Source organism: Ruegeria sp. AD6, from assembly GCF_056542325.1.
In genome coordinates, this window is the sequence record NZ_JBQFZQ010000004.1 from 155905 (window position 1) to 178415 (window position 22511).

20 protein-coding genes, 1 pseudogene and 1 riboswitch are annotated in these 22511 nt (G+C 59.4%); of the genes and pseudogenes, 7 read left to right on the top strand and 14 right to left on the bottom strand.

From position 1 onward, the window contains the following. Window positions 1–18 precede the first annotated feature (18 nt). Entirely contained in the window at window positions 19–933 is a 915-nt protein-coding gene (locus tag ACR0KJ_RS10995; protein WP_170622185.1) for a LysR family transcriptional regulator, read from the top strand. A gap of 21 nt (window positions 934–954) precedes the next feature. Here the strand turns inward: ACR0KJ_RS10995 and ACR0KJ_RS11000 are convergent, their stop codons facing one another. The 5 genes from ACR0KJ_RS11000 to ACR0KJ_RS11020 form a co-directional block, all read right to left on the bottom strand. Beyond that, window positions 955–1956 (bottom strand): endonuclease/exonuclease/phosphatase family protein, encoded by a 1002-nt coding sequence (locus tag ACR0KJ_RS11000; RefSeq protein ID WP_480626680.1) that lies wholly within the window; start codon window positions 1954–1956, stop codon window positions 955–957. Next, entirely contained in the window at window positions 1953–2999 is a 1047-nt protein-coding gene (locus ACR0KJ_RS11005) for a sn-glycerol-3-phosphate import ATP-binding protein UgpC (RefSeq protein WP_170453824.1), read from the bottom strand. Before ACR0KJ_RS11005 ends, ACR0KJ_RS11000 begins: the two co-directional genes overlap by 4 nt. A gap of 12 nt (window positions 3000–3011) precedes the next feature. Next, window positions 3012–3905 carry an ABC transporter permease subunit gene (locus tag ACR0KJ_RS11010; protein ID WP_480626681.1) on the bottom strand — a complete coding sequence of 298 codons (894 nt, stop codon included), beginning with the start codon at window positions 3903–3905 and terminating at the stop codon, window positions 3012–3014. Window positions 3906–3917: 12 nt separating this feature from the next. Continuing rightward, the gene (locus ACR0KJ_RS11015) at window positions 3918–4799 is read right to left on the bottom strand and encodes an ABC transporter permease subunit (protein ID WP_170453821.1); all 882 of its coding nucleotides are present in this window, start codon (window positions 4797–4799) and stop codon (window positions 3918–3920) included. A gap of 72 nt (window positions 4800–4871) precedes the next feature. After that, entirely contained in the window at window positions 4872–6176 is a 1305-nt protein-coding gene (locus ACR0KJ_RS11020) for an extracellular solute-binding protein (RefSeq protein ID WP_480626682.1), read from the bottom strand. A 231-nt stretch (window positions 6177–6407) separates the two neighbouring features. On the opposite strand from ACR0KJ_RS11020, the gene ACR0KJ_RS11025 reads away from it, so the two are divergent. Next, window positions 6408–7421, top strand: coding sequence for a LacI family DNA-binding transcriptional regulator (locus ACR0KJ_RS11025; RefSeq protein WP_480626683.1), 1014 nt, complete (start codon window positions 6408–6410; stop codon window positions 7419–7421). Between the two features lie 2 nt (window positions 7422–7423). On the opposite strand, the gene ACR0KJ_RS11030 is transcribed toward ACR0KJ_RS11025, so the two are convergent. The 9 genes and pseudogenes from ACR0KJ_RS11030 to ACR0KJ_RS11070 all read right to left on the bottom strand — a co-directional run bounded on the left by ACR0KJ_RS11030 (window position 7424) and on the right by ACR0KJ_RS11070 (window position 15896). After that, window positions 7424–8434, bottom strand: coding sequence for an iron ABC transporter permease (locus ACR0KJ_RS11030; protein ID WP_170522738.1), 1011 nt, complete (start codon window positions 8432–8434; stop codon window positions 7424–7426). 1 nt (window position 8435) lies between these two features. After that, complete coding sequence (locus tag ACR0KJ_RS11035; protein WP_480626684.1) at window positions 8436–9386, bottom strand: ABC transporter substrate-binding protein; 951 nt, start codon at window positions 9384–9386, stop codon at window positions 8436–8438. A gap of 12 nt (window positions 9387–9398) precedes the next feature. Next, window positions 9399–10175: an ABC transporter ATP-binding protein gene (locus ACR0KJ_RS11040; RefSeq protein WP_170522741.1), complete on the bottom strand. Its 777-nt coding sequence runs from the start codon at window positions 10173–10175 to the stop codon at window positions 9399–9401. Then, window positions 10172–10528: a DUF1636 family protein gene (locus ACR0KJ_RS11045; protein WP_480626685.1), complete on the bottom strand. Its 357-nt coding sequence runs from the start codon at window positions 10526–10528 to the stop codon at window positions 10172–10174. The genes ACR0KJ_RS11040 and ACR0KJ_RS11045 overlap by 4 nt, the downstream gene beginning before the upstream one ends. Window positions 10529–10627: 99 nt before the next feature. Beyond that, window positions 10628–10831: riboswitch (cobalamin riboswitch) on the bottom strand. A 59-nt stretch (window positions 10832–10890) separates the two neighbouring features. Next, window positions 10891–11556 (bottom strand): D-lyxose/D-mannose family sugar isomerase, encoded by a 666-nt coding sequence (locus ACR0KJ_RS11050; protein ID WP_170736077.1) that lies wholly within the window; start codon window positions 11554–11556, stop codon window positions 10891–10893. Between the two features lie 18 nt (window positions 11557–11574). Beyond that, on the bottom strand, window positions 11575–12501 hold the full coding sequence (locus ACR0KJ_RS11055) for a carbohydrate kinase family protein (protein ID WP_170736078.1): 927 nt from the start codon (window positions 12499–12501) through the stop codon (window positions 11575–11577). A gap of 34 nt (window positions 12502–12535) precedes the next feature. Next, the gene (locus tag ACR0KJ_RS11060) at window positions 12536–13543 is read right to left on the bottom strand and encodes a glucokinase (protein WP_480626753.1); all 1008 of its coding nucleotides are present in this window, start codon (window positions 13541–13543) and stop codon (window positions 12536–12538) included. An 18-nt stretch (window positions 13544–13561) separates the two neighbouring features. Next, window positions 13562–14863 (bottom strand): annotated as a pseudogene (locus tag ACR0KJ_RS11065) (GH1 family beta-glucosidase); the annotation flags it as partial. Window positions 14864–14867: 4 nt separating this feature from the next. Next, on the bottom strand, window positions 14868–15896 hold the full coding sequence (locus ACR0KJ_RS11070) for a LacI family DNA-binding transcriptional regulator (RefSeq protein ID WP_480626686.1): 1029 nt from the start codon (window positions 15894–15896) through the stop codon (window positions 14868–14870). A 220-nt stretch (window positions 15897–16116) separates the two neighbouring features. Here ACR0KJ_RS11070 and ACR0KJ_RS11075 point away from each other — a divergent pair, with 220 nt between their 5' ends. From ACR0KJ_RS11075 to ACR0KJ_RS11095, 5 genes are read left to right on the top strand one after another with little or no spacing between them, the layout of a single operon-like run. Further along, window positions 16117–17475, top strand: a complete 1359-nt coding sequence (locus ACR0KJ_RS11075) for an ABC transporter substrate-binding protein (protein WP_480626687.1) — start codon at window positions 16117–16119, stop codon at window positions 17473–17475. 55 nt (window positions 17476–17530) lie between these two features. After that, window positions 17531–18538, top strand: coding sequence for a carbohydrate ABC transporter permease (locus ACR0KJ_RS11080; protein WP_170453810.1), 1008 nt, complete (start codon window positions 17531–17533; stop codon window positions 18536–18538). Between the two features lie 5 nt (window positions 18539–18543). Beyond that, entirely contained in the window at window positions 18544–19692 is a 1149-nt protein-coding gene (locus ACR0KJ_RS11085) for a carbohydrate ABC transporter permease (protein WP_170522762.1), read from the top strand. Window positions 19693–19701: 9 nt separating this feature from the next. Beyond that, complete coding sequence (locus ACR0KJ_RS11090) at window positions 19702–21357, top strand: alpha-glucosidase (RefSeq protein ID WP_480626688.1); 1656 nt, start codon at window positions 19702–19704, stop codon at window positions 21355–21357. 4 nt (window positions 21358–21361) lie between these two features. After that, entirely contained in the window at window positions 21362–22444 is a 1083-nt protein-coding gene (locus tag ACR0KJ_RS11095) for a sn-glycerol-3-phosphate ABC transporter ATP-binding protein UgpC (RefSeq protein ID WP_170453807.1), read from the top strand. The last annotated feature ends 67 nt before the right edge of the window (window positions 22445–22511 follow it).

Below are 22511 nucleotides of genomic sequence, written 5' to 3' on the forward strand. Positions count from 1 at the left end.
TCATTTAAATAGAACGATATGCCGTTGAACTATCATCACCTGCGCTATTTCTGGGCCGTTGCCCATGATGGGAACCTGACCCGAACAGCCCAGCGACTGAACCTGTCGCAATCGGCGCTTTCGGTTCAGATCAAAGAGCTGGAGGAGAGGCTGGGTCACCCGCTGTTCGAACGGCGCGGGCGCAAACTGCACCTGACCGAGGCCGGGCACATCGCCCTGGACCACGCGGACGCAATTTTTGCGGCAGGGCAAGAGCTTGTGGCAACGTTGCAGGATGCCGGAAACGCCAGGCAGGCGCTGCGTGTCGGCGCACAGTCGACCTTGTCACGCAACTTTCAGATCGGGTTTCTGCGGCCCATTCTGGCCCGTACGGATGTCGAGGTCATCTTGCGTTCCGGCAGCCCCAGTGAGTTGCTTGAGGGGCTTGAGACACTGAATTTCGATCTGGTCCTGATGAACCACGAACCGGCCAGTGACAGCCTGACCAGTTTCGTCACCCATCATCTGGCGGAACAACCGGTCAGCATTGTCGGCACCCCGGCGCGGCTGGATCCCAAGCGCCCCATCAAGGCGCTGCTCGAAGAACAACCGTTCATCCTGCCGACCAGCAAAAACAGTGTGCGCACCGCTTTTGACGCAATGGCCAGCCGGATGTCCGTTCGTCCGCAGGTGGTGGCCGAAGTGGATGACATGGCGATGATGCGCCTGCTGGCACGTGAAGATATTGGGTTGGCCCTTGTGGCCCCGATTGTGGTGCGGGATGAGTTGTCCTCGGGCCGGTTGATCGAGGCGCAAGAGCATCCGCGCATCAAAGAGAACTTTCACGCAGTCACGTTCAAGCGGCGATTCCCCAATCCGCTTGTGCAGGAATTGCTTTCGAACAGTCAGGGTTTGGACGGCGCAGTAGTAGTACGGGAAAAGACCGGGGGTTAACCCGGCCTTTGTCCAAATCGTCTAAAGGCTGGCGCGACACCAGACGCAGTCATGATCGGACAGCGGCGTGCCCTCATCCGAGATTGATGTCAGCAGCCCTTTGTCGATGCAGCTCAGATCCCGGCCTGCGAGCCAATCTAACTTCATCACCCGCTGCGGGTGCGGGGTGATCAGGCTGGGCCGAGTGGTGGGGCCATCGATCGTGAAACCCCAGTCGTATCCGTGCGTTTCGGCCAAGCTGAACAGGCTTTCGTCCTGCCAGTTGAAATCCGGGGGCAGGTGGTTGCCGGTGTTCAGGTCGCCGCCGATCAGAACCGGCAGGCCCGGCGCAAACCTGTCGATTGCATCCAGCAGAAGAACGAACTGGGTGTGCCGGTGCGCAGCATCCGCATTGCTTTCCAGATGGGTCGAGATCACACAGATTGGTCCGTTTTCCGTCGGCACGATGGCGGCGAGTGCCATACGGCCCCCGACTCGCGGCTGATCCGGGTCGGCAGCCCCTTCGTCGCAGGAAAACCAATGGCCGTGATCGTCCAGACGGATCAGGGCCGTGCGCTGGAACGGAACCGAGGACAGAATGGCGTTGCCATGCCAACCCAGCGTATTGAAGTCGTCTTTGCAAAAACTGCGTTCGGTCGGGCCGCCAAGGTCCAGTTCGTGGAACTCGACACCAAAGGCATAGACCATGCCCAAGGCCTCGGCCATGGCTTCGGTCGTGTGCCGTTGCGAGGTGCGGGCCATGCCGTGATCGACCTCGGACAGCAAAACAATGTCCGGTCGGATCGGGCGCAGATGGGCGGCAGTCGCCTCGGGGAAGAGGCACCGTTCCACATTCCATGCCGCGACATTGAATTGTGCCGGCAAACGCGTGGCGGTTGCCTGACCGCCAATTTGCAATGCGTTCATCGCGGGTATGTCACCCAGCAATTCGCGATGCGCGGCAGCCGTGCGGGGTGCCGACAGGATGCGCGCCCGCTGATCCGCTGTCACAGCGGGCAGGGCGTCCAAAACGTCTGTAATCAAATGACTTTTCCCGTTTCCACATCAAACAGACGCAGCGCGTCGGGTTTCAGGGTGATATGTGTCTCACCCGTCTGTGCATCGTGGTCCTTGCTGACCAGAACGGTAAAGGGCTGCCCGCCCAACTGACCGTGCAGCAGTCGGTGTGCGCCCAGTTCTTCCAGGATGTCGACCTGAAACGGAACCGAGCCCTGCCCGTCCAGTTCAATATCTTCGGGCCGGATGCCCAGCGTCACAGGGCCATTGGCCGAGGCCGGGGCAGTCATGATCCCGTCATAGCCATTGATCCGCACCTGACCCTGATCCACTTGCGCCTCGATCAGGTTCATTGGCGGCGCGCCCATGAAAGAGGCCACAAAGGTCGAGGCCGGGTTGTGATAAATTTCGGACGGGGTGCCGATCTGTTCGATCTTGCCTGCGTTCAGGACGATGATGCGGTCGGCCATGGTCATCGCCTCGACCTGATCGTGGGTCACATAAACCGCCGTGGTACCAAGGCGGCGTTGCAGAGCCTTGATCTCGATCCGCATCTGATTGCGCAGTTTGGCGTCTAGGTTCGACAAGGGCTCGTCAAACAGGAACAGCGCGGGATCGCGCACCACGGCGCGCCCCATGGCAACGCGCTGCCGCTGACCGCCCGACAGTTGCGCCGGTTTGCGATCCAGATACTCGGTCAGGTTCAGCATCTTAGCCGCGTCTTCGACCTTGGCCGCGATCTCGGAGGCAGGCGTGCCCCGGTTCTTCAGCCCGTAGCCGATATTCTTCCGCACGGTCATATGCGGATACAAAGCGTAGTTCTGGAACACCATCGCAATGTCGCGATCCGCTGGGTCCACATCGTTCACCACCCGGTCGCCGATTTTCAGCGTCCCTTCGGTGATGTCTTCCAGCCCCGCGATCATCCGCAGAAGCGTGGACTTGCCACAGCCCGAGGGGCCGACCAGAACGACAAACTCGCCGTCCTGAATGGTGAAATTGGTGGTCTCAACGGCCTGAAAGCCGTTGGGATAGACCTTGCGGATGCCCTCTAACGAGACCTGAGCCATGCGCGTATTTCCTTATTTATCGGATTCTGTGAGGCCCTTGACGAACCAATTCTGGAAGAAGATGACGATGGCCACCGGCGGGATCATCGCAACGATCGCCAGCGCCAAGGCCTGCCCATGTTCGGGGATCTGACTGTCGGTATAGGTCAGCACGATCTGCTTGATGCCCCGGACCAGCGTGAAGAAGCTTTCATCCGTGGTGATCAGCGTTGGCCACAGATACTGGTTCCAGCCGAAGACGAACATGATGATGAAGATCGCAGCGATCATCGTCCGGCTGAGCGGGACGAGGATGTCGATGAAGAACTTCCACGGCCCTGCGCCATCGATCCGGGCGGCCTCGGCCAGTTCCTCGGGGACGGACATAAAGAACTGCCGGAAGAAGAACGTGCCGGTCGCTGACGCGATCAGCGGGACGATCAGGCCGGTATAGGTGTTCGTCAGGCCCAGTTTCTGGATCGCTTCGTAGGAGGGCAGAATCCGCACCTCAAGCGGCAGCAGTAGCGTGGTGAAGATGATCCAGAAGGCCAGCGTGGCAAAACGCAGGCGGAAATAGACAATGGCATAAGCGGCCATCATCGAGATGATGATCTTGCCCACCGCAAAGCCAATGCCAAGGATGAACGAGTTCATCAGCATCAGCGTGCCATCGACGGTTTGGGTAAAGCCGCCTTTCTCAAACATGGCGGCGTTGAAGTTCTTGCCGAGATCGTCGCCAAGGCCCAGTTGAATGCCCTGCCGGTGGATGGTCACCGCATCATGGCTGGCCGTGGTCAGCGCCAGCAACGGCGGCAGCATCATCAGCAGCGAGCCCAGGATCAGGACGGTATGATCGCCAACCGCGCTCCATTTGATCTTGCGGGGGCGGCGGGTGGTTTCGGTTGTCTCAAGGGTTGTGTCAGCCATTTTGCGCCCCCATCACGTATAGTGGATCCGGCGTTCAACCAGCCGGAACTGAAAGACGGTCAGGATCAGAACAAGAACCATCAGGACAACGGATTGCGCGGATGAGCCGCCAAGGTCATTGCCCCGGAACCCGTCCAGATAGACCTTATAGACCAGCGTCATTGGGTTGTTCCCCGGCTCGCCCTTCATCAGCGCATCGATGATGCCGAACGTGTCGAACAGCGCGTAGGTGATGTTGATGATCAGCAGGAAGAACGCGGTCGGGGCCAGCAACGGAAAGGTGACCTGCCAGAACCGACCGGTGGCCGAGCGGTTGTCGATCATCGCCGCCTCGCGGACCGAACGCGGGATGGATTGCAGGCCGGACAGGAAGAAGATGAAGTTGACCGGGATCTGTTTCCAGACAGCCACGATGATCATCGCGGTTGCGGTGGCGTTGTAATCCACGCCCAGTTTGAAATCCCAGCCAAACATCTGGAAGAACTTGGTCATCGGGCCAGTGCTTTGGTCAAAGAACAGAATGCCCAAAAATCCTGCGACCGGCGGCGCGATGGCATAGACCCACATCAGGAGCGTGCGATAGGATTTGGCACCCCGGATGACCTTGTCGGCCTTGACCGCCAGCAGCAGGGCGATGGACAGCGAAAAGAATGTGACCAGGACCGAGAAGACAATCGTGAACCACGCGATGCGCTTGTACTGATCGTTACCCAGCAACGAGGTGTAGTTATCCGCCCCTACAAAGGTCGAACCGAAGCCAAACGGGTCCTGCAGAAAGAAGGACGATTGCAACGCCCAACCCGCAGGCCAGTAGAAGAAGATTGCGATGATCATCAGCTGTGGCAGCAGCAATGCCACAGGAAGCCAGATAGTGTCGAAGCCCGCGCGTTTCATGACCCGTCCAGTTGCGAAAATGGGGGATGGCCGCGCCCGGAGGCGCGACCATCTTGGGGGTGATCCCGGGGTTTAGCCCTGGGTTTTTGCGAAGCGGGCCAGCAATTCGTTGGCTTCGTCTTCGATTGTCTGGAACGCAGTGTCCACGTCGGTTTCACCGGTCAGGATACGGCCATATTCGCGGTTCATGATGTCGCGAATCTGCACGTAGAAGCCCATGCGATAGCCCTTGGTGTTGTCACCGGCTTTCGCCTGCAACTGGTTCACACCGACTTCGGCTGCCGGGAAACGGTCATAGTGGCCGTCTTTCTTGGCAACGTCATAGGCGGCCTCGGTGATCGGCACATAGCCGGTTTCCTGATGCCAGAAATACTGGGTTTCAGGCGCGGTCAGGAAGCGGAAGAACTCGGCAGTTGCTTTGTTTTCTTCGTCCGATTTGCCGGCCATCGCGAACAGGGCAGCACCACCGATGAAGGTTTGGGTTGGTTCGGGCGTCACGGCTTCCCAATAGGGCAGCTCGACCGCGCTGAATTCAAAGCCCAGATTTTTTTGCAACAGACCGCCGAACGAGCCCGACGAGCCCAGCCACATGGCAACCTTGCCTTCTTCAAACGGTTTGGCGTTGTCACCCCAACCGGTGCCGTACCACTCGAACAGGCCATTGTCCTTCCACTCGGTCACGGCGGTAAAGTGCGCCTTGATTGCGTCGTTGTTGACCAGGATCTCGGTATCCATGCCGTCATAGCCGTTGTTGTTGGTCGCAAACGGCAGGTTGTGGCGCGACATGAAGTTCTCGGTGAAGATCCAGGGCAGGTGCGACTGGCTGAGCGGGATATAGCCCGCCTCTTTCAACGCCGGGGCGGTGGTCGACTGGAATTCTTCCCATGTCTTCGGCGGGGTCACGCCAGCGGCTTCCAGCGCGTCGACATTGTAGTACAGAATCGGGGTCGACGAGTTGAAGGGCATCCCGATCATCTTGCCATCGCTGTCGGCATAAAAATAACGCACACCGGCGATGTAGTCGTTGATGTCGAACTCAACACCATTGTCGGCCAGCAGGTCCTGAACCGGAACGGTTGCGCCCTTGGCGGCGATCACGGTGGCAGCGCCCGCGTCAAAGACCTGCATGATGTTCGGTTGTTCACCGGCGCGGAAGGCCGCGATACCAGCGGTCAGCGTCTCTTCGTAGCTGCCTTTGTAGATCGGAGTGATTGTGTATTCGTCCTGCGACGCGTTGAATTTCTCGGCCACCTTGTTGACGGTTTCCCCCAATTGTCCGCCATGGGCGTGCCACCAGGTAATTTCTGTTTCTGCAAAAGCCGCAGTCGCGGTAAACGCGAGGGCAGCAGCCGTTGCGCAAAACTTCAGATTGGTCATGTTTTCCTCCGGTTCGGTGTCGGCCCCTTGCAGCTAAGAGACCGTTGGCACTTTGTGCCAGTTTATTGTGCAGGCTCCCCTGCGGCGTATGTCGCGCGCAGCCTCCGCCCCGCATTGCATGGGCACGTCTGGATTCTGCACACGTGCCCACATAATGTTAACGTATGACAGTTCGGTGAATGATTTCTAGCAATATTGACAAATTCCACCAAATCGAAGGACAGGTTGAGCGTGGTTCAGGATCGTGACAAACCCGCCGAAAGGCGCCGCAGGGTCACTGCGCAGGCCGTCGCAGACGCGGCCGGAGTGTCCCGTTCGGCCGTTTCCCGCGCCTTTACGCCCGGCGCGTATCTTGATGAAAATAAAAGAAAAATAATCGAAGATATGGCCGAGCGCATGGGCTATCAGCCCAACGCTTTGGCCGCCGGTCTGAAGGACGGACGCTCGCACCTAGTGGCGGTGTTTGTCGGAAATATGCGCAGCGATTTTGATTCCGAATTTGTCCGCGCTTTGGTCGGCAAACTGAACGCGTTGAACAAATGGCCGATTCTCATCGACGGTGGGGATCAGCGTGCAGAAGACGCGATCGAGCAGGTTTTGCGCTATCCGCTGGATGCTTTGATCCTGCGCGGGGGCAGTATGCCTCAGGCGCTGGTCAAACGATGCAGCAAGCTGGGCGTGCCGATGATTTCTGCCGGGCGCATTGTGCAGGCGCCAGGGGTCGACAACGTGTGCTGCCGCAATGCCGAAGGTACGCGACTTGCGACTGAGGCGTTGATCCGGAAAGGTCGGAAACGGTTTGGATTTCTGGGTGGTGCGCCCAGTTTCTCATCCTCGGCCGAGCGCAGGGCGGGTGTGATCGAGGTTCTGGAACGCGCGGGCCTTGGGCTGGTGGCAGAAGAGACCGGAGATTTCACGGTTGAGACCGGGCGGGACATCGCGCTGACCTTGCTGGGACAGCACAGGCTGGACGCGCTGATCTGCGCCAATGATGCCAGCGCAATCGGGGCACTGACAGCGGCCCGCGAGATGGGTCTGGACGTTCCAAACGAGCTGTCGCTGGTCGGGTTCGACGACATCGAAATGGCCAGATGGCCGATCTTCAACCTGAGCACGGTCAACAACCCGATTGCTGAGGCTGTCGATCAGGTCATTGCGCTGCTGGAATGCAGGCTGGCCGATCCCGCAAAAGCCAGCGAGACGATCATGGTCGATCCCTATTTCGTACCACGCGGCACGCACTAGGCTTAGTCGTTTCGGGCGGATTTGAACAGGTACAGGAAGACGAACAGCGATCCGATGGATGTGGTGACGATGCCGACGGGAAGTTCCTGAGGAGCCAACAACAGGCGCGACAGGATGTCGGACAGGGTCAGCAGGATCGCACCCACGATGGCCGAGGTCACCAGAAGGTTTCGATGCAACGTTCCGGCAATACCGCGCGCGATATGAGGGACCATCAGGCCGACAAAGCCGATGACGCCCGCGACCGAAACAAAGCTTGCAGTGGCCAGAGCAGCAACAAAGAACATGCGAAACCGCAGGCCCTGAACCGGAATACCCAGCGTCGCTGCGGTGAAATCCCCGGTCAGCAGCGCGTCCAGCCAGCGGCTGCGATAGAGCGAATAGCCCAGGATCATCGCAAGCCCGATCAGGACAAGGGGAAAGGTCTCCCACCGCGCGAGGCCAAGACCGCCCAGCATCCAGAAGATCACTGAATGCGCAGCACGACTGTCGCCGGAAAAGATCAGATAGTTGGTGATGGCAGAAAACAGGAACGAGACCGCAAGCCCGGCAAGGATCAGCTTTTCGGGCGCGCTTGTGCGCAGGCCCTGAACCAGCGCGAGAACGATGCCTGACGCGATCAGACCGCCACAGAAGGCGGCAAGCGGCAGGGTCCAGAAACCAAGCACGTCCCCGGTTACCGTGATGACCAGAACCGCCCCGGCGGCGGCGCCCGAGGACAGGCCAAACAGGAAGGGGTCGGCCAGATCGTTGCGTGTGGTGGTTTGCAGCACCACGCCGACCACACCCAATCCGGCACCGATGACGGCCGCGAACAAGGCGCGGGGCAGGCGCAGGTCAAATACGATCCGGTGCAGGGGCGACATCTCGCCTTCGGTCAAGCCGGTGCCCAGCATGATCGCTGTGCCTACGTCTGCGACAGGAATGGATGTCGTGCCATAGACAACGGACAGCAGCAAAAGGGCGGTCAGAATGACCGCCCCCAGCAGGACCGCCCGGCCCGTTTGAGCCATGTCAGTTCAGCCCCGGATGCATGGCCGAAACCATCTTTTCGATGGCGTCTATGTTTGCCGGTCCCGGTGTCAGCTCTTCATAGCGCAAACCGATCCAGCGTTCGTTCTTGACGGCATCAGTCAGGGACATGGCCGGATGCTCTTGCAGGAACTTGAACGTGTCCTCGGCGCCGTTTCCGGTCTGATAGTCTAGCAGGACCAGAAATTCGGGGTTTGCGGCGGCCACTGCTTCCCATGAGGTGCGGCCCCAGCTGGTGTCCATGTCGTGGGTGACGCTGACACCGCCTGCGGCCTCGATCATGGCGTCGGGAATGGCGAATTTACCGGCGGTAAAGGGCGCATCGGCGGGACCGTCCAGCAGGAAGACGCGGGGTTTCGGCAGGTCTGCGGTTTTGGATTCGATGGCCGCCAGCTGGTCTTTCCAGCCCGAAACCAACGCTTCGGCCTTGTCTTCCACATGCATCACCTTGCCCAGACGCAGCACGTCATCGAACAGAAGGTCCATGCTGGCTTCGGGGCGGTCCTTGTTCAGGTGAACGCAGCTTTCGGTCAGGACCATGGTTTTGATGCCAAAGGGTTCCAGCGTGTCGGGGGTGACTTCGCCACCCGGCTGCATGCCGTAATACCAACCGGCAAAGAACATATCCGGCTCGACCGCGACCAGATTTTCGACGGTGGGGTATTTGGGCGCCAGTTCCGGGATGTCACCGCGTTTTGCATCGAAATCCGGGCTGGTCTTGTACCAGCCGGTAATGCCGGTCAGGCCGACAATCTTGTCCTGCAAACCCAGCGCAAAGGCCATGTCGGTCATGTTCATGTCGTGCACGACAATCCGCTCGGGCGTGCCGTCGAACACCAGTGGTTCTCCGCAATTGTCGACGGTCACTTCATGTGCCGCCGCACCACTCGCGAGGCCCGAAACAAGGACTACGGACCAGAATTTCTGCATCATCAAATTCTCCTGTTAAGATGACAGCTTTCGTTTTCGGATATCCAGCGCCGGGATCACGCGCCCTTCGTGCTGGAAACACAGGTAGTCAACGCCAAACGTATCGCGCACACGCTCGGGTGTTAGAACTTCGGGAACCGGGCCGAAGCCGGTCATGCGGGTTGCCTTCATCAAAGCGACATGGGTGGCGAATTCGGGGATCATGACCAGATCGTGCACGATCATCACAACCGTCACGCCCAGTTCGGCCACCAGCGACAGCATGTGGCCCTTGGCGTCGGGGTCGAGGTGGTTTGTCGGCTCGTCCAGAAACAGCAGCGATGGCCTTTGCGCCAGGGCCCGTGCGATATGCGCCCGCTGACGTTCGCCGCCGGACAGACGTTGCATCGGTTTATCGGCCAGCGGGACCAGTTCGGCGATCTGAAGCACCCGCTCCAGATCGACCTTATGATCCTCGGCGGACCGGTCGGCCTGAATCGGGATCTGCCCAAGGGCCACATAGTCGCGCAGTTTCAACCTGCCGTCAGGCAGTTCCTGCTGCCCGACCACGGCGATGGTGCGTGCCCGTTCCGGGGCAGACAATTGGCGCAGGCTTTGCCCCTTGATCGTCACATCACCAAGGGCCAGACGTTCGAGGCCGCAAAGCAGGTTCAACAGCGTGGTTTTCCCGGCCCCGTTCGGCCCGGCAATGGCCAGGATCGACCCCTCGTCCAACGAGAAGTTGACATCCTGTAGCAACACATCCCCATTCAGGGCGTAGTATTCGAGCCCCTTGGCAACTAGAAAACTCATATCTCGCCCTTTGTCGAAAGGCGCGGCAGACGGGCCAGAGTTTTGTAAAGCAGGTCAGGGGGCCGGTCGGTTGCGCTGGTCCAGCCGTCGTTGCTGTCGCGGAACTGACGGGCGAAGGCGGCAATCGCGTCCAGATCGGCGGGGCTTTGGATATCGCCGAACAGATACTGCGCCTTGCCTTCGGCTTGCAGCCCAACGGTCATGGGGCGTTCGCACCCTGCCATGCAGGCAATCAACCGGGTCGCAAACTCCGGTGGTAGGGTTGCGTCCAAACTGGCCTTGGCTGCCTTGGCTTCGATTTCACCCTGACAGGTCGAACAGATCAGGACGAAGTGGTCAGCTTGGGATGACATGGCTGTCCCCGCTGCGGAAACCGCGCGAAAAGAAGACGCCACGCCCGCAGGCGAAAAATTGAGCCATCAAATCCTCCTTCCAGGACGCCCCGCCCCGGGTTGGTTGCACAGGTGATGGCAGGTCTCCTGACTTGCGGGTCGTGGCTTGGCCAACCTTCCCGACCTGTTCAGGCCAGTGGTGATTTGGCGTCGCTCTGCGCTTACAGTTGCGGGGGCAGTCACGGATTTGGCCGCAGGGCCGCACCGTATTCCCATTTTCATCCCGCAGGCATCGCTACGGGAACCATCGCTGGTCAGCTAGTCTGTCGCGGATTTAATTGTCAAGCGTTCTGGCCGAGATTTTGGCGACGCGGACTGAGTGTTTAGTAGTCCGCAACCAGCAAAAATTCCGGCGCTGCGTCCTCTTCAATGGTCGCGAACCGGGGGATCGGTTGCTCGAACACATTGTCCGTGTGGTCGTCATTGACGGTTGAGACTTCACCGATCAGACAATCGTCACGCTCGGCCCAGAAGGCATGCCAGATACCGGGCATCAGGGTAACGCTTTCGCCGGGTTTCAAGCGCAGCAATTCGCCGGGCGTGATGGTCACGTCGCAGCCATCGCTGGGCACAACAACCGGATTGTCGCGATCAATGCCGCCTTCGGGGTCTGAGGCGTAGATCTCCATCACCAGATCACCGCCACCCCGGTTGATGATGTCCTCGGCCTTGATGATATGGCGGTGCATCGGAGACAATTGTTTGTCGCGCGAAATCAGCAGTTTCTCGGCATAGAGCATACCGCGACCCTGGTTCAGATCATTCACGTCGCCATTGCGCAGGGTGAACAGGAACAGGCCCAGCTCATCAAACTTGCCCTGACCGTAATCGGTAATGTCCCAGCCCAACCCTCGGGCGCGGATCGTGTCGGCCTTTGCGCTGCGCATCTGATCAGGGGACCAGTCGGCGAAGGGCGGCAGGACCGCGCCGAAGGATTTGATGAAGGCCTGCGCCTCGGTCTTGATGTCGTTGATGTCGGATCGTTTCATGTCGGTTCCCTCGTGGGATCAAAGCTCATGCGCCCAGGGCGGATTTGCCCCGGCGCGGGATACGGTGACGGCGGCGACATCGGCGCCCAGGGACAAAGCCGCGCGCAGGCTATCAGGTGTCAAGGCGCGCAGGCCCTCTTTGCTCAGGTGCCCGGCGCGGTGGAGTTCGGCCAAAACGCCCGCGTTGAACGTATCGCCGGCGCCCACAGTATCGATAACCTGCACCGGTTTGACCGCCACCGAGGTCTCGGACCCGTCCGCCAGATAGCCTGTCGCCCCCTGACTGCCGCGTGTCACAATCACCACGGACGGCCCGGCCTTCAGCAACAAGGGCACCTTCTCGGCATGGGTTTCCGGCCCGGGAATGATCCAATCCAGATCCTCGTCCGAAACCTTAACGATATCGGCCTGAGCGATCATGCGATTCAGGCGGGTGCGATAGCGGGTCTGGTCCTTGATGAATCCCGGCCGGATATTTGGGTCCAGCATCACCGCGCGGTCGCCGCCATGACGGTCGAGCAGCGCGGCATAGGCATCGGCACAGGGTTCACAGGCCAGACTGATCCCCCCCAGATACAGGGTCGAGGTCGCCAGCAATTGCTGCGGCACATCCTCGGGCTGCAACATTCGCCCCGCCGTGTTTTCATCAACAAAATTGTACGAGGCATGCCCATCCACCAGCTTCACAAAAGCCAAAGTGGTCGGGCGGTCGCTGACAATCACATGCGAGGTGTCCACATGGCTTGCCTTCAGCGTGTCCGCCAATTGCGCGCCAAACATATCCGAGGACAGGCCCGTCAGCATCCCCACCGGCGCGCCCAAGCGCCCCAGCGCGATGGCCGTGTTGAAAATTGCGCCGCCGGAATGGGGCACATAGCCCTGCGCGCCCGAATTGGTCGGTTCGGCGATCATGTCGATCAGGGCTTCGCCACAACACAGGATCATCCCGCGGTCCTTCTTTGGAAATGGTCACACGGTTTTACCGCATGAGCGCATTTTTGCAGAAGTTGTTAGCGCCAACAATGCCAAATTCGACCTGTTCCGAGATATAAAGGTTCATCCCTTGCCGCAAATCGCTGAATCGCCCGCCGTGATTGAAGGCGTCCAGAAAGCGCTCGCCAAACAGCCAGCGGTTCTTCTCTGCCACGCCGCCCACCAGGAACACGCCGCCCCGAGGGATCAAGGTGACGGCCAGATCACCCAGCAGAGCGCCCAGATGGGTCGTGAACATCTCTGCCGCTTTGATGGCATGGGCATCCGATCCGATGCGGGCGTCGTGAAGGATATCCTTTGCCGGACGGTGCGCTGGGTCAGTCTGACCGGCGGCCAGTGCGATGGATTGATAGAGGACAGGCAGACCCGTTCCGCTCAGGAACATTTCAGCTTCAAGCGTCAGGCTATCGCCAAAGAAACAGTCCGGCGTGATGTGGCGGGCAGCTTCGAAAATATCAACCTCGTCCCGGTGGCGCGGGGATACACCGACATGACCGCCTTCGCCCGAGGCTGTGTGGTAATGTCCTTCCGAATACAACAGCGCCCCGACGCCCAGACCGGTCCCGGGGCCGACGACCAGACGGGTGCCGGTCGGCGGTGTAGGGTCGCCCTGCAGCACGGCCACATCGGCTTTCGTTGCCTCGGCCACGGACCATGCTGCAGCGGTGAAGTCGTTGATCACATAGGTATGCCGCGCACCTGTGGCCTTGGCCAGCTCGGCCTCGGACAGGTCCAGATGGGCGTTTGTCAGTTGAATGACGCCATCCCGAACCGGGCCTGCACCTGCGGCGACAACGGCCTGAGGGTCGGTGCCGATGTCATCGCGCAGGCTGTGGAACGCGTCAAGCAGATCGGGTAGGGTGCCGGTCGGATGCTTGCGCAGATCCGTCAGCTCTCCGTTTGTGATGACCCCAAGCCGGGTGTTGGTGCCGCCGATATCTGCCACCAGGTTCCAATGCGCGTGCACGGCACCTGCCGGTTGTGCCAGGGGCACCGCAACGGGTTCACCCTGCGCCAGCGCCGATTTCAGCGCGTTAAACGAGGCTTTGGGTCTGCGCTCCAGCGTGTCGAAATCCACATCGACCAGCCCGAACCGCTTTTCATAGCCGAACGCCCATTCGTAATTGTCCAGCAGGGACCAGATGAAATAGCCCTTGACCGGAACGCCCTGTTCCAGCGCAGTCTGCACCGCCGTAAGATGCTGATTCAAATACCCTATCCGGTCGTCATCCTGCTGCCGCTCGGGGCTGGCCATGCCGTTTTCGGTGACATAGATCGGCAGATCCCCGGTGTAATCCCGCGCAGTGCGGGTCAGAAAACGAGAAAGGGCCGTCGGCTCGATCTCCCACCCCATCTGCGTTTTTGGCAGCGGGCCGGGCATCTCTTTCAGGCTGGGCCATGCGGCGTCGGACGGGGCGATCAGCTTGCGGGTGTAATAGTTCAGCCCACACCAATCGACTGGCGTTCCGATGATTTCGAAATCGTCCTGCCAACCGGTTGGCAAGTGCTTTTCCAACCCGTCCAGCACATTCTGCGGGTAGGCTTTCTTGAAGACGCCACCCAGAAAGAACCGGTTGTAAATCCCATCATAAAGATCGGCGGCCTCGCGCGCCTTTGGGCTGCTGTCGGCGGGTTCGGCCCATTCCAGATTGAACACCGCACCCAGATTGTTCATGCCCAGCCCCCGCATGGCCTGAATGGCGCGCCCATGGGCCAGCAGAACATGGTGCATGGCGCGCGCGGCTGCACGAATGTCGCGCATGCCGGGGGCGTGGTGCCCTTCGAAATGGCTCAACCAGCTCACGCACCAGGGTTCGTTGATCGGGGCGACACTGTGCATGCGGTCGCCGATGCGGCCCATGATGACCTCGGTGAAATCGGCGAACCACCCGGCAATATCGCGGTTGCGCCAGCCGCCGAGGTCGGCCAGGGCCGAGGGCAGTTCCCAATGATAAAGCGTGGCGCAGGGGCGAATGCCGCGATCCAGCAGCTCATCGGTCAGCCGGTCGTAGTAGTCCAGCCCGGCCTGATTGACCTGACCGCGCCCCTCGGGCATGACCCGCGCCCAACTTGTTGAAAAGCGATAGCAATCAAACCCGGCCTCGCGCACCAGATCGAAATCCTGCGGGAACCGGTTCAGGTGATCGCAGGCCAGATCGCCGTTTTCGCAGCGCACGACATTGCCGGGCGAGGCGGCGAAGGTGTCCCAATGGGTCTGGCCAGCGCCGCCCTTCGCGTGGCCTTCAATCTGATAGGCCGAAGTTGCCACACCAAAGAGAAAATCCTTGGGGAAATCAGCGCGGGTGTATTTCATTTTGTTACCTGCTTGGCACCGGGCCGGTTGATCTGCCTACGACCAGTTCCGCCTCGAGCAATTTGGTTTTGGTCGGATCGTTCGGGGACTTGATGCGCTCGATCAGCATGTCGGCGGCCAGTTCCCCCGCCTGACGCACGGATGAGCGTGTGGCTGTGAAAATGGGCACGTCCTGCCCGTTCTTGAGGTAGGACAGGTCGTCATCATGGGCAATAACGGACACATCGCGGCCCATCTGCAAGCCAGCCTCCTCCAAAGCGCGGCGCACACCGATGGCCGAGATCATGGAGGAGGTCAGGATTGCGGTGGGTGGATTGTCCAGCGCCAGCATGGCGCGGGTTTCGTGATGGCCGTAAACTTCGGTCATTTCGGCGCTGCGCATCAGGTCGGGGTCCGGCACCAGCCCGGCCTGGGCCAGCGTCGCAAGATAGCCGTCGCGGCGGCGATGTGCGAAATCCATATCCTCAAGCCCGTTGATCAGCGCGATGCGGTCGTGGCCCAGATCCAGCAGAAACCGGGTCGCGCGCTGAAACGAACTTTTGTTGTTCACGTCGATCCAGTCATAAGGCAGGTCCACCCCAGTTGAACGTCCGTGCACGATAAACGGCACGGACATGCGGCTGAGCACTGAAATCCGATGCTCGTTCACCTTGGGACCTTGCAGCACGACCCCGTCCACCGCGCCGCGTTGAAACAGACTGCGATAAGCTTCTTCGATCGAGGTGTCGTCGGCGTTTGTGAACATCATGTCATAGCCATGCTCGGCATATTTCTTTGCAGCACCGGCGACGAAATCCCCAAAAATCGGGTTCACCATTTCATGCTGGGATGAGCTGGGGATCACATGCCCGATCACCATGGACTTGCCCGTCGCCAGCCCTTTGGCCCGGCTGTTCGGTCGGTATCCATGTTTCTGCGCAGCGGCCTGAACCCGAACCCTCGTATCCTCGCTCACCTCCGGATAGCCGTTCAGCGCGCGGCTGACGGTTGTCTGTGAAAGACCCAGGATTTCCGAGAGCTGTTTCAGGTTCATGAGCAGTTCAAAGCGCCTTCAAATGAGGTGTTAAACTTGTTTTGTGGCCAAATCGACCATTCGTCAACCTGTATTCCGTCAATTCGAACTCTGCCAACCATAGTGCAGTGTCAGAAACAGATTATTGACAGAGACTGAATGTTAGCGGATAAAGTTCCGCATCCAAAGCGCTTTGAAAAACGAATCTCAGAAGCGCGTTGTTGTCTTGGGAGGATTATTGATGAAACACTCGCTATATGCAGGCGCGGCGGTGCTCGCCCTGATGGCCGGGTCCGTGCATGCCGAAGGTGAAATGATTCATGCTGTCGGCGATGGAAACTTTGATTGGGACGGGTTGCAGGCTTTTGCCGATGCTCATGACCTGACCGGTCAGGACCTGACGATTTTCGGGCCATGGCTGGCGGGTGAGGGCGATTCTTTCGAGAACCTCGTGGCCTATTTCATCGATGCAACCGGCGCCAATGCCAGCTATGTCGGGTCGGATTCGCTGGAACAGCAGATCCTGATTGACGCTGCCGCCGGGTCGGCCCCCAACCTGACTGTCTTTCCGCAGCCCGGCCTTGCCGCCAACATGGCAAAGAACGGGTATCTGACACCTCTGGCCGAGGGTTCGGCGGATTGGATCAAAGAGAATTTTGCCGCCGGGCAGTCCTGGGTTGATCTTGGGACATTCGAGAATGCCGAAGGTGAAGACGAGTTCTACGGCTTCTTCTTCAATGTGAACGTGAAATCCCTGGTCTGGTACATCCCCGAGAATTTTGAGGATTTCGGTTACGAAGTGCCCCAGACCATGGAAGAGTTCAAAGCACTGATGGACCAGATGGTCGAAGATGGCGAAACGCCGCTTTGCGTTGGTCTGGCGTCTGGTGGTGCCACTGGCTGGCCCGCGACCGACTGGGTCGAGGATCTGATGCTGCGCACCCAGCCGCCCGAGGTTTATGACCAGTGGGTTTCGAACGAAATGAAGTTCGACGATCCGCGCGTGATCGCCGCGATCGAGGAATATGGCAGCTTCACCCGCAATGACGACTACGTCGTGGGTGATGCCGATGACACCGCCGCGATTGATTTCCGCGACAGCCCCAAGGGTCTGTTCGACAGCCCGCCGGCCTGCATGATGCACCGTCAGGCCTCGTTCATTCCGGCCTACTTCCCGGAAGGGACCGAACTGGGTGTGGATGCCGATTTCTTCTACTTCCCGGCCTATGCCGAGAAGGATCTGGGCACCCCGGTTCTGGGTGCGGGCACGCTGTTCACCATCACCAACCCGAACCCGGCGGCCGAGGCATTCATGGAATTCCTCAAAACCCCCTTCGCGCATGAGATCATGATGTCGCAGGACGGGTTCCTGACCCCGCATCTGGGGGCAAACCCCGAGAATTACGCCAATGACACGCAGCGCGGACAGGGTGAGATTCTGACAAACGCCACCACCTTTCGCTTTGACGGCTCGGACCTGATGCCCGGTGCGGTCGGCGCGGGGACCTTCTGGACCGGCATGGTCGACTATTCGTCGGGTGCGAAAGATGCCGCCACGGTTACAGGCGAAATCCAGTCCTCGTGGGATGCCGCGAAGTAACTGATGTTATGGGGCGGCCCACCGGCTGCCCCGTTTCCAAACACATGAGGGCGTCATGACACCGGCACTTCAGGGCCTGCTGACCATCATCATCGGTGTGTCGGGTTGCGTGGGCTACTTCTACCTCTCGAACCAGTTTCTGGACAAAGTCCTGTTCCCGCCGCGCGGGCCGAATGCGGGACGCAACATCAACCGCGCAAACATGATCCGGCCCTGGCTGTTTCTGTTTCCCGCGCTGGCCGCACTTGGCCTGTATCTGGCCTATCCGGTGGTTGAAACCTTGCGTCTGTCCCTCACGGAACGCGTGCCCGGCGGCGGGTACAGATGGGTCGGGCTGGAAAACTACGGCCAGATGGCCGCCGAGCCAAAATTCTGGGAGGCCATGCGCAACAACATGCTGTGGCTGATCGTGGTGCCTGCGATGTCCACGGCCTTTGGTCTGCTGGTTGCGCAACTGACCGACCGCATCCGCTGGGGCAATCTTGCCAAGTCGCTGATCTTCATGCCGATGGCGATTTCCTTCGTCGGTGCATCGGTCATCTGGAAGCTGGTCTATGACGCCCGGCCAGCCGAGCAAGACCAGATCGGCATCCTGAACGCGCTTTATATCTTCTTTGGCGGGACCGAGCCGCAGACATGGCTGACGGTGCCGTTCTGGAACAGTTTCTTCCTGATGATCGTCCTGATCTGGATCCAAACCGGCTTTGCGATGGTGATCCTGTCAGCGGCCCTGCGCGGTATTCCCGAAGAAACGATCGAGGCCGCTATTCTGGACGGGGCCAACCCGTTTCAGATTTTCTTCAAGATCAAGGTGCCGCAGATCAAGACAACCATTCTCGTCGTCTGGACGACGATCACGATCACGGTGCTGAAGGTCTTTGACATCGTCTTTGCCATGACCAACGGGCAATGGGAGACGCAGGTCCTGGCCAATTACATGTATGACAAGCTGTTCCGGGGCGATGACTGGGGGGTCGGTTCGGCCTCGGCCATGGTCATCATGCTGCTGGTAACCCCGATCCTTGTCTGGAACGTGCGCAATGCGCGCAAGGAAATGGAGTAGCGGGTATGAGCGATATTGCAGGAACCAAACCCGCCCTCAGATGGGTGGTTCATGGCTCGGTCATCTTTCTGGTCGTGCTGTGGCTGGTGCCGACACTGGGGCTGTTGATTTCTTCGTTCCGCACGGCGGATCAGATTTCCAGCAGCGGCTGGTGGCGCGCCATGTTCCCGTCGGAACAGAACCTGACGATCCGCGCCGCCGCGCCCGAAACTCAGGTGCAACAGGGTGATCTGTATGTGATCGAGGGCAACCTGTTCGACGAAGCGCAGCAGGCGACGATTTCAAAATGGGGGATCAGCGCGCGTGAGATCGATGCCTTCGCACCCGGCGATGTGGCCGAACTGCGCAGGGGCGGTACAATCACCGTGGACGCAGAGGGCAACTACCGAATGGAGAACTCCGAGGCGTTCACCGGCAATCGTGGCGCGCGTGTCTTTGTCACCGCCAAAGTACCGTCGGAATTCACGATGGAGAATTACGGCACCGTATTGCTGAGCAACAGCGGTGACGACAATATGGCCAAAGCGTTCTTCAATACGCTGACGGTGACGATCCCGGCGACGATCATCCCGATCCTTGTGGCGGCTTTTGCAGCCTATGCGCTGGCATGGATGGATTTTCCGGGCCGTGCGCTGCTGATCGCGGCGGTGGTCGGCCTTCTGGTGGTGCCGCTGCAGCTGGCCTTGATCCCGTTGCTGAAATTCCACCTGAATATCGGCATCGGCAAAGGCTATCTGGGTGTCTGGCTGGCCCATACGGGCTTTGGGATGCCGTTGGCGATTTACCTGCTGCGCAACTACATGGCCGGATTGCCACGTGATCTGATCGAAAACGCGCGCGTCGATGGCGCGACCGAGTTCCAGATCTTCACCAAGCTGATCCTGCCGCTCAGCTTCCCGGCGCTGGCTTCATTCGCGATCTTCCAGTTCCTGTGGACATGGAACGACCTGCTGGTCGCCAAGGTTTTCCTGATCGATGCAACCGGTCAGACCACCGTAATGACCAACCGGATTGTCGAGCTTTTGGGAACCCGAGGCGGCAATTGGGAAATCCTTGCGACAGCGGCCTTTGTGTCGATCTTCGTGCCGCTGGTCGTGTTCTTCGCAATGCAAAAATATCTGGTCCGGGGCCTGTTGGCCGGATCTGTCAAATAGAGGCGTCTGATGAACGTGCAAAACATCGTGGACATTTCCAAATCGACCAAAGCAACGTCCGAGTGGTGGCGCGGCGGTGTGATCTATCAGATCTATCCGCGCAGCTTTCAGGACAGCAATGGTGACGGGATCGGGGATCTGAAAGGCATCACCCAACGGTTGGATTACATCGCGTCGCTTGGCGTGGATGCGATCTGGATTTCGCCCTTCTTCAAATCCCCGATGAAGGATTTCGGTTACGATGTAAGCGACTATCGGGACGTGGACCCAATGTTCGGCACGCTGGCGGATTTTCAGGACCTGCTGGCCAAGGCCCATGCCAAGGGCTTGAAGGTGATGATCGATCTGGTGCTGTCGCATACCTCGGACCAGCATCCGTGGTTCAGCGAAAGCCGGGCCAGCCGAGACAACCCGAAATCCGATTGGTTTGTCTGGGCCGACCCCAAGCCGGACGGCACACCACCTAACAACTGGCTGTCGATTTTTGGCGGCTCGGCCTGGCAATGGGATTCCCGCCGTCTGCAATATTACCTGCACAACTTTCTGACCTCGCAGCCCGACCTGAATTTCCACTGCGTTGAAGTACAGCACGCGCTGCTGGACGTTGCCCGGTTCTGGCTGGATATGGGCGTTGACGGGTTCCGCCTGGATACCATCAACTTCTACTTCCATGATAAAGCGTTACGGGACAACCCGGCGCTTCCCGAGGATCAGCGCAACGCCTCGATCGCGCCTGCGGTGAATCCGTATAACCATCAGGATCACCTGTTCTCAAAAAGCCAGCCGGAAAACATCGCGTTTCTGGAACGTCTCCGCGCCCTGACCGACGAATATGAAGGCCGCGCCTGTTTGGGCGAGATCGGGGATGCCCAACGCGGACTTGAGATTATGGGCGAATACACCACCGGCGATAAGCGAATGCATATGTGCTACGCGTTCGAGTTTTTGGAAAAGCGCGCGCTGACGGCCGACTACGCCAAGCAAGTCTTTGATCAGTTGGAAACGAAAGCAGGCGACGCCTGGCCTTGCTGGGCGTTTTCGAACCACGACGTCGCCCGCCATGCCTCGCGCTGGAATCTGACCGAGGCTGCCGCCCGGCAACATGCTGTGTTGATGATGTGCCTGCGCGGTTCGGCCTGTCTGTATCAGGGCGAAGAGCTTGGTCTGCACGAAGCGGATGTGCCCTTTGAAAAACTGCAAGACCCTTACGGCATCGAGTTCTGGCCCGAATACAAGGGACGCGACGGTTGCCGGACGCCGATGGTCTGGGCCGCACAGGATGAGCATTCCGGTTTCAGCGCGGCTGAGCCATGGCTGCCGGTCAGCATGGCGCAGGCTGAACAGGCGGTGGATCGGTTGGAAAATGATCCGATGTCGATGCTGAACCACTATCGCCGTGCCATTGCCTTGCGTCAGTCGCATTCCGCGTTGGCCTCGGGCACGCAGACGCGGATGGAGCAGACCGGACCGATCCTGACTTTCCTACGTGAAGATGAAACCGAACAGGTGTTCTGCGCCTTCAATCTGGGCTCGGACAGCGCCGATCTGCGTCTGCCAGAAGGTGACTGGCGGCCAATTGGTCAGGACCTTGGCGCGGTGGATGGCACCGGGCAAGTCACACTGAACGAAGCACAATTCTGCCTGATGATCAGGGAAAAGGGGTAAAGCCATGTCTGAACTCAAGCTGACGGACGTTGCCAAGTCCTATGGTCCTGTTGATGTCCTGAAACATATCGATCTGGACATCGAACAGGGTGAGTTGATTGTCTTCGTCGGCCCCTCGGGCTGCGGTAAATCCACCTTGCTGCGGATGATCGCAGGGTTGGAGAAGATCTCTGGTGGCACGCTAGAGATCGAAGGGCAGGTCATGAACGAAGTCCCGCCTGCGCAGCGCGGCATCGCCATGGTGTTCCAATCCTACGCGCTCTATCCGCATATGACCGTGCGTGAGAACATGGCCTTTGCCCTGAAGATCGCCAAGATGCCAGCCTCCGAGATCGACGCCTCGGTCGAGCGTGCCGCCAAAATCCTTCAGCTCGAACCGTTTCTGGATCGTTTGCCCAAAGCGCTGTCAGGCGGTCAGCGGCAACGGGTGGCTATCGGGCGCGCGATTGTACGTGATCCGAAGGTGTATCTGTTCGATGAACCGCTTTCGAACCTCGATGCCGCCCTGCGCGTGGCCACAAGGATCGAGATTGCGCGTCTGAAAGAGGCGATGCCTGACAGCACGATGATCTATGTGACCCACGATCAGGTCGAGGCCATGACGCTGGCCAGCCGGATCGTGGTTCTGGCCAACAAAGGGATTGCGCAGGTCGGAACTCCTTTGGAGCTTTATGAAACGCCGGACAATGAGTTTGTGGCGCAGTTCATCGGCTCACCCTCGATGAACCTGTTGCCGGGCACGATCACGGGCACCGGGCAGATGACCACTGTTTCGCTGGCCTCTGGTGGCACGGCGGTTTCGACAATCCCGACCGAGGCTGGGGACGAAGGCAAACAGGTCAATATTGGCGTTCGGCCCGAAGATTTTGTCCTGACCGACAGCGATCCGATCCTGTCCGGCACCGTCGATTTCACCGAAGCCTTGGGCGAGGTCACACTGCTTTATTTCGAGAAATCCGAAGGGGCAGAATCGGTCATCGCCAAACTGCCCGGCGTGCAACGAAACCTGCGGGGCCAGACCGCGTCGGTGACCGCCGCCCCGGACAAGGTGCATTTGTTCCACAACGGAATGTCGATGCGAAAATAACCGAAAACAAGGGCCGTGCGGGGTGCTTGACAAGCGCGCCCCTCGTATTCCACCATATTTGAAACGT

Bases quoted from the DNA above. Each gene is read 5' to 3' on its own strand.
- ACR0KJ_RS10995 (WP_170622185.1), top strand. From the start codon at position 19: ATGCCGTTGAACTATCATCACCTGCGCTATTTCTGGGCCGTTGCCCAT.
- ACR0KJ_RS11005 (WP_170453824.1), bottom strand. From the start codon at position 2,999: ATGGCTCAGGTCTCGTTAGAGGGCATCCGCAAGGTCTATCCCAACGGC.
- ACR0KJ_RS11010 (WP_480626681.1), bottom strand. From the start codon at position 3,905: ATGGCTGACACAACCCTTGAGACAACCGAAACCACCCGCCGCCCCCGC.
- ACR0KJ_RS11015 (WP_170453821.1), bottom strand. From the start codon at position 4,799: ATGAAACGCGCGGGCTTCGACACTATCTGGCTTCCTGTGGCATTGCTG.
- ACR0KJ_RS11020 (WP_480626682.1), bottom strand. From the start codon at position 6,176: ATGACCAATCTGAAGTTTTGCGCAACGGCTGCTGCCCTCGCGTTTACC.
- ACR0KJ_RS11030 (WP_170522738.1), bottom strand. From the start codon at position 8,434: ATGGCTCAAACGGGCCGGGCGGTCCTGCTGGGGGCGGTCATTCTGACC.
- ACR0KJ_RS11035 (WP_480626684.1), bottom strand. From the start codon at position 9,386: ATGATGCAGAAATTCTGGTCCGTAGTCCTTGTTTCGGGCCTCGCGAGT.
- ACR0KJ_RS11040 (WP_170522741.1), bottom strand. From the start codon at position 10,175: ATGAGTTTTCTAGTTGCCAAGGGGCTCGAATACTACGCCCTGAATGGG.
- ACR0KJ_RS11045 (WP_480626685.1), bottom strand. From the start codon at position 10,528: ATGTCATCCCAAGCTGACCACTTCGTCCTGATCTGTTCGACCTGTCAG.
- ACR0KJ_RS11050 (WP_170736077.1), bottom strand. From the start codon at position 11,556: ATGAAACGATCCGACATCAACGACATCAAGACCGAGGCGCAGGCCTTC.
- ACR0KJ_RS11055 (WP_170736078.1), bottom strand. From the start codon at position 12,501: ATGATCCTGTGTTGTGGCGAAGCCCTGATCGACATGATCGCCGAACCG.
- ACR0KJ_RS11070 (WP_480626686.1), bottom strand. From the start codon at position 15,896: ATGAACCTGAAACAGCTCTCGGAAATCCTGGGTCTTTCACAGACAACC.
- ACR0KJ_RS11075 (WP_480626687.1), top strand. From the start codon at position 16,117: ATGAAACACTCGCTATATGCAGGCGCGGCGGTGCTCGCCCTGATGGCC.
- ACR0KJ_RS11080 (WP_170453810.1), top strand. From the start codon at position 17,531: ATGACACCGGCACTTCAGGGCCTGCTGACCATCATCATCGGTGTGTCG.
- ACR0KJ_RS11085 (WP_170522762.1), top strand. From the start codon at position 18,544: ATGAGCGATATTGCAGGAACCAAACCCGCCCTCAGATGGGTGGTTCAT.
- ACR0KJ_RS11090 (WP_480626688.1), top strand. From the start codon at position 19,702: ATGAACGTGCAAAACATCGTGGACATTTCCAAATCGACCAAAGCAACG.
- ACR0KJ_RS11095 (WP_170453807.1), top strand. From the start codon at position 21,362: ATGTCTGAACTCAAGCTGACGGACGTTGCCAAGTCCTATGGTCCTGTT.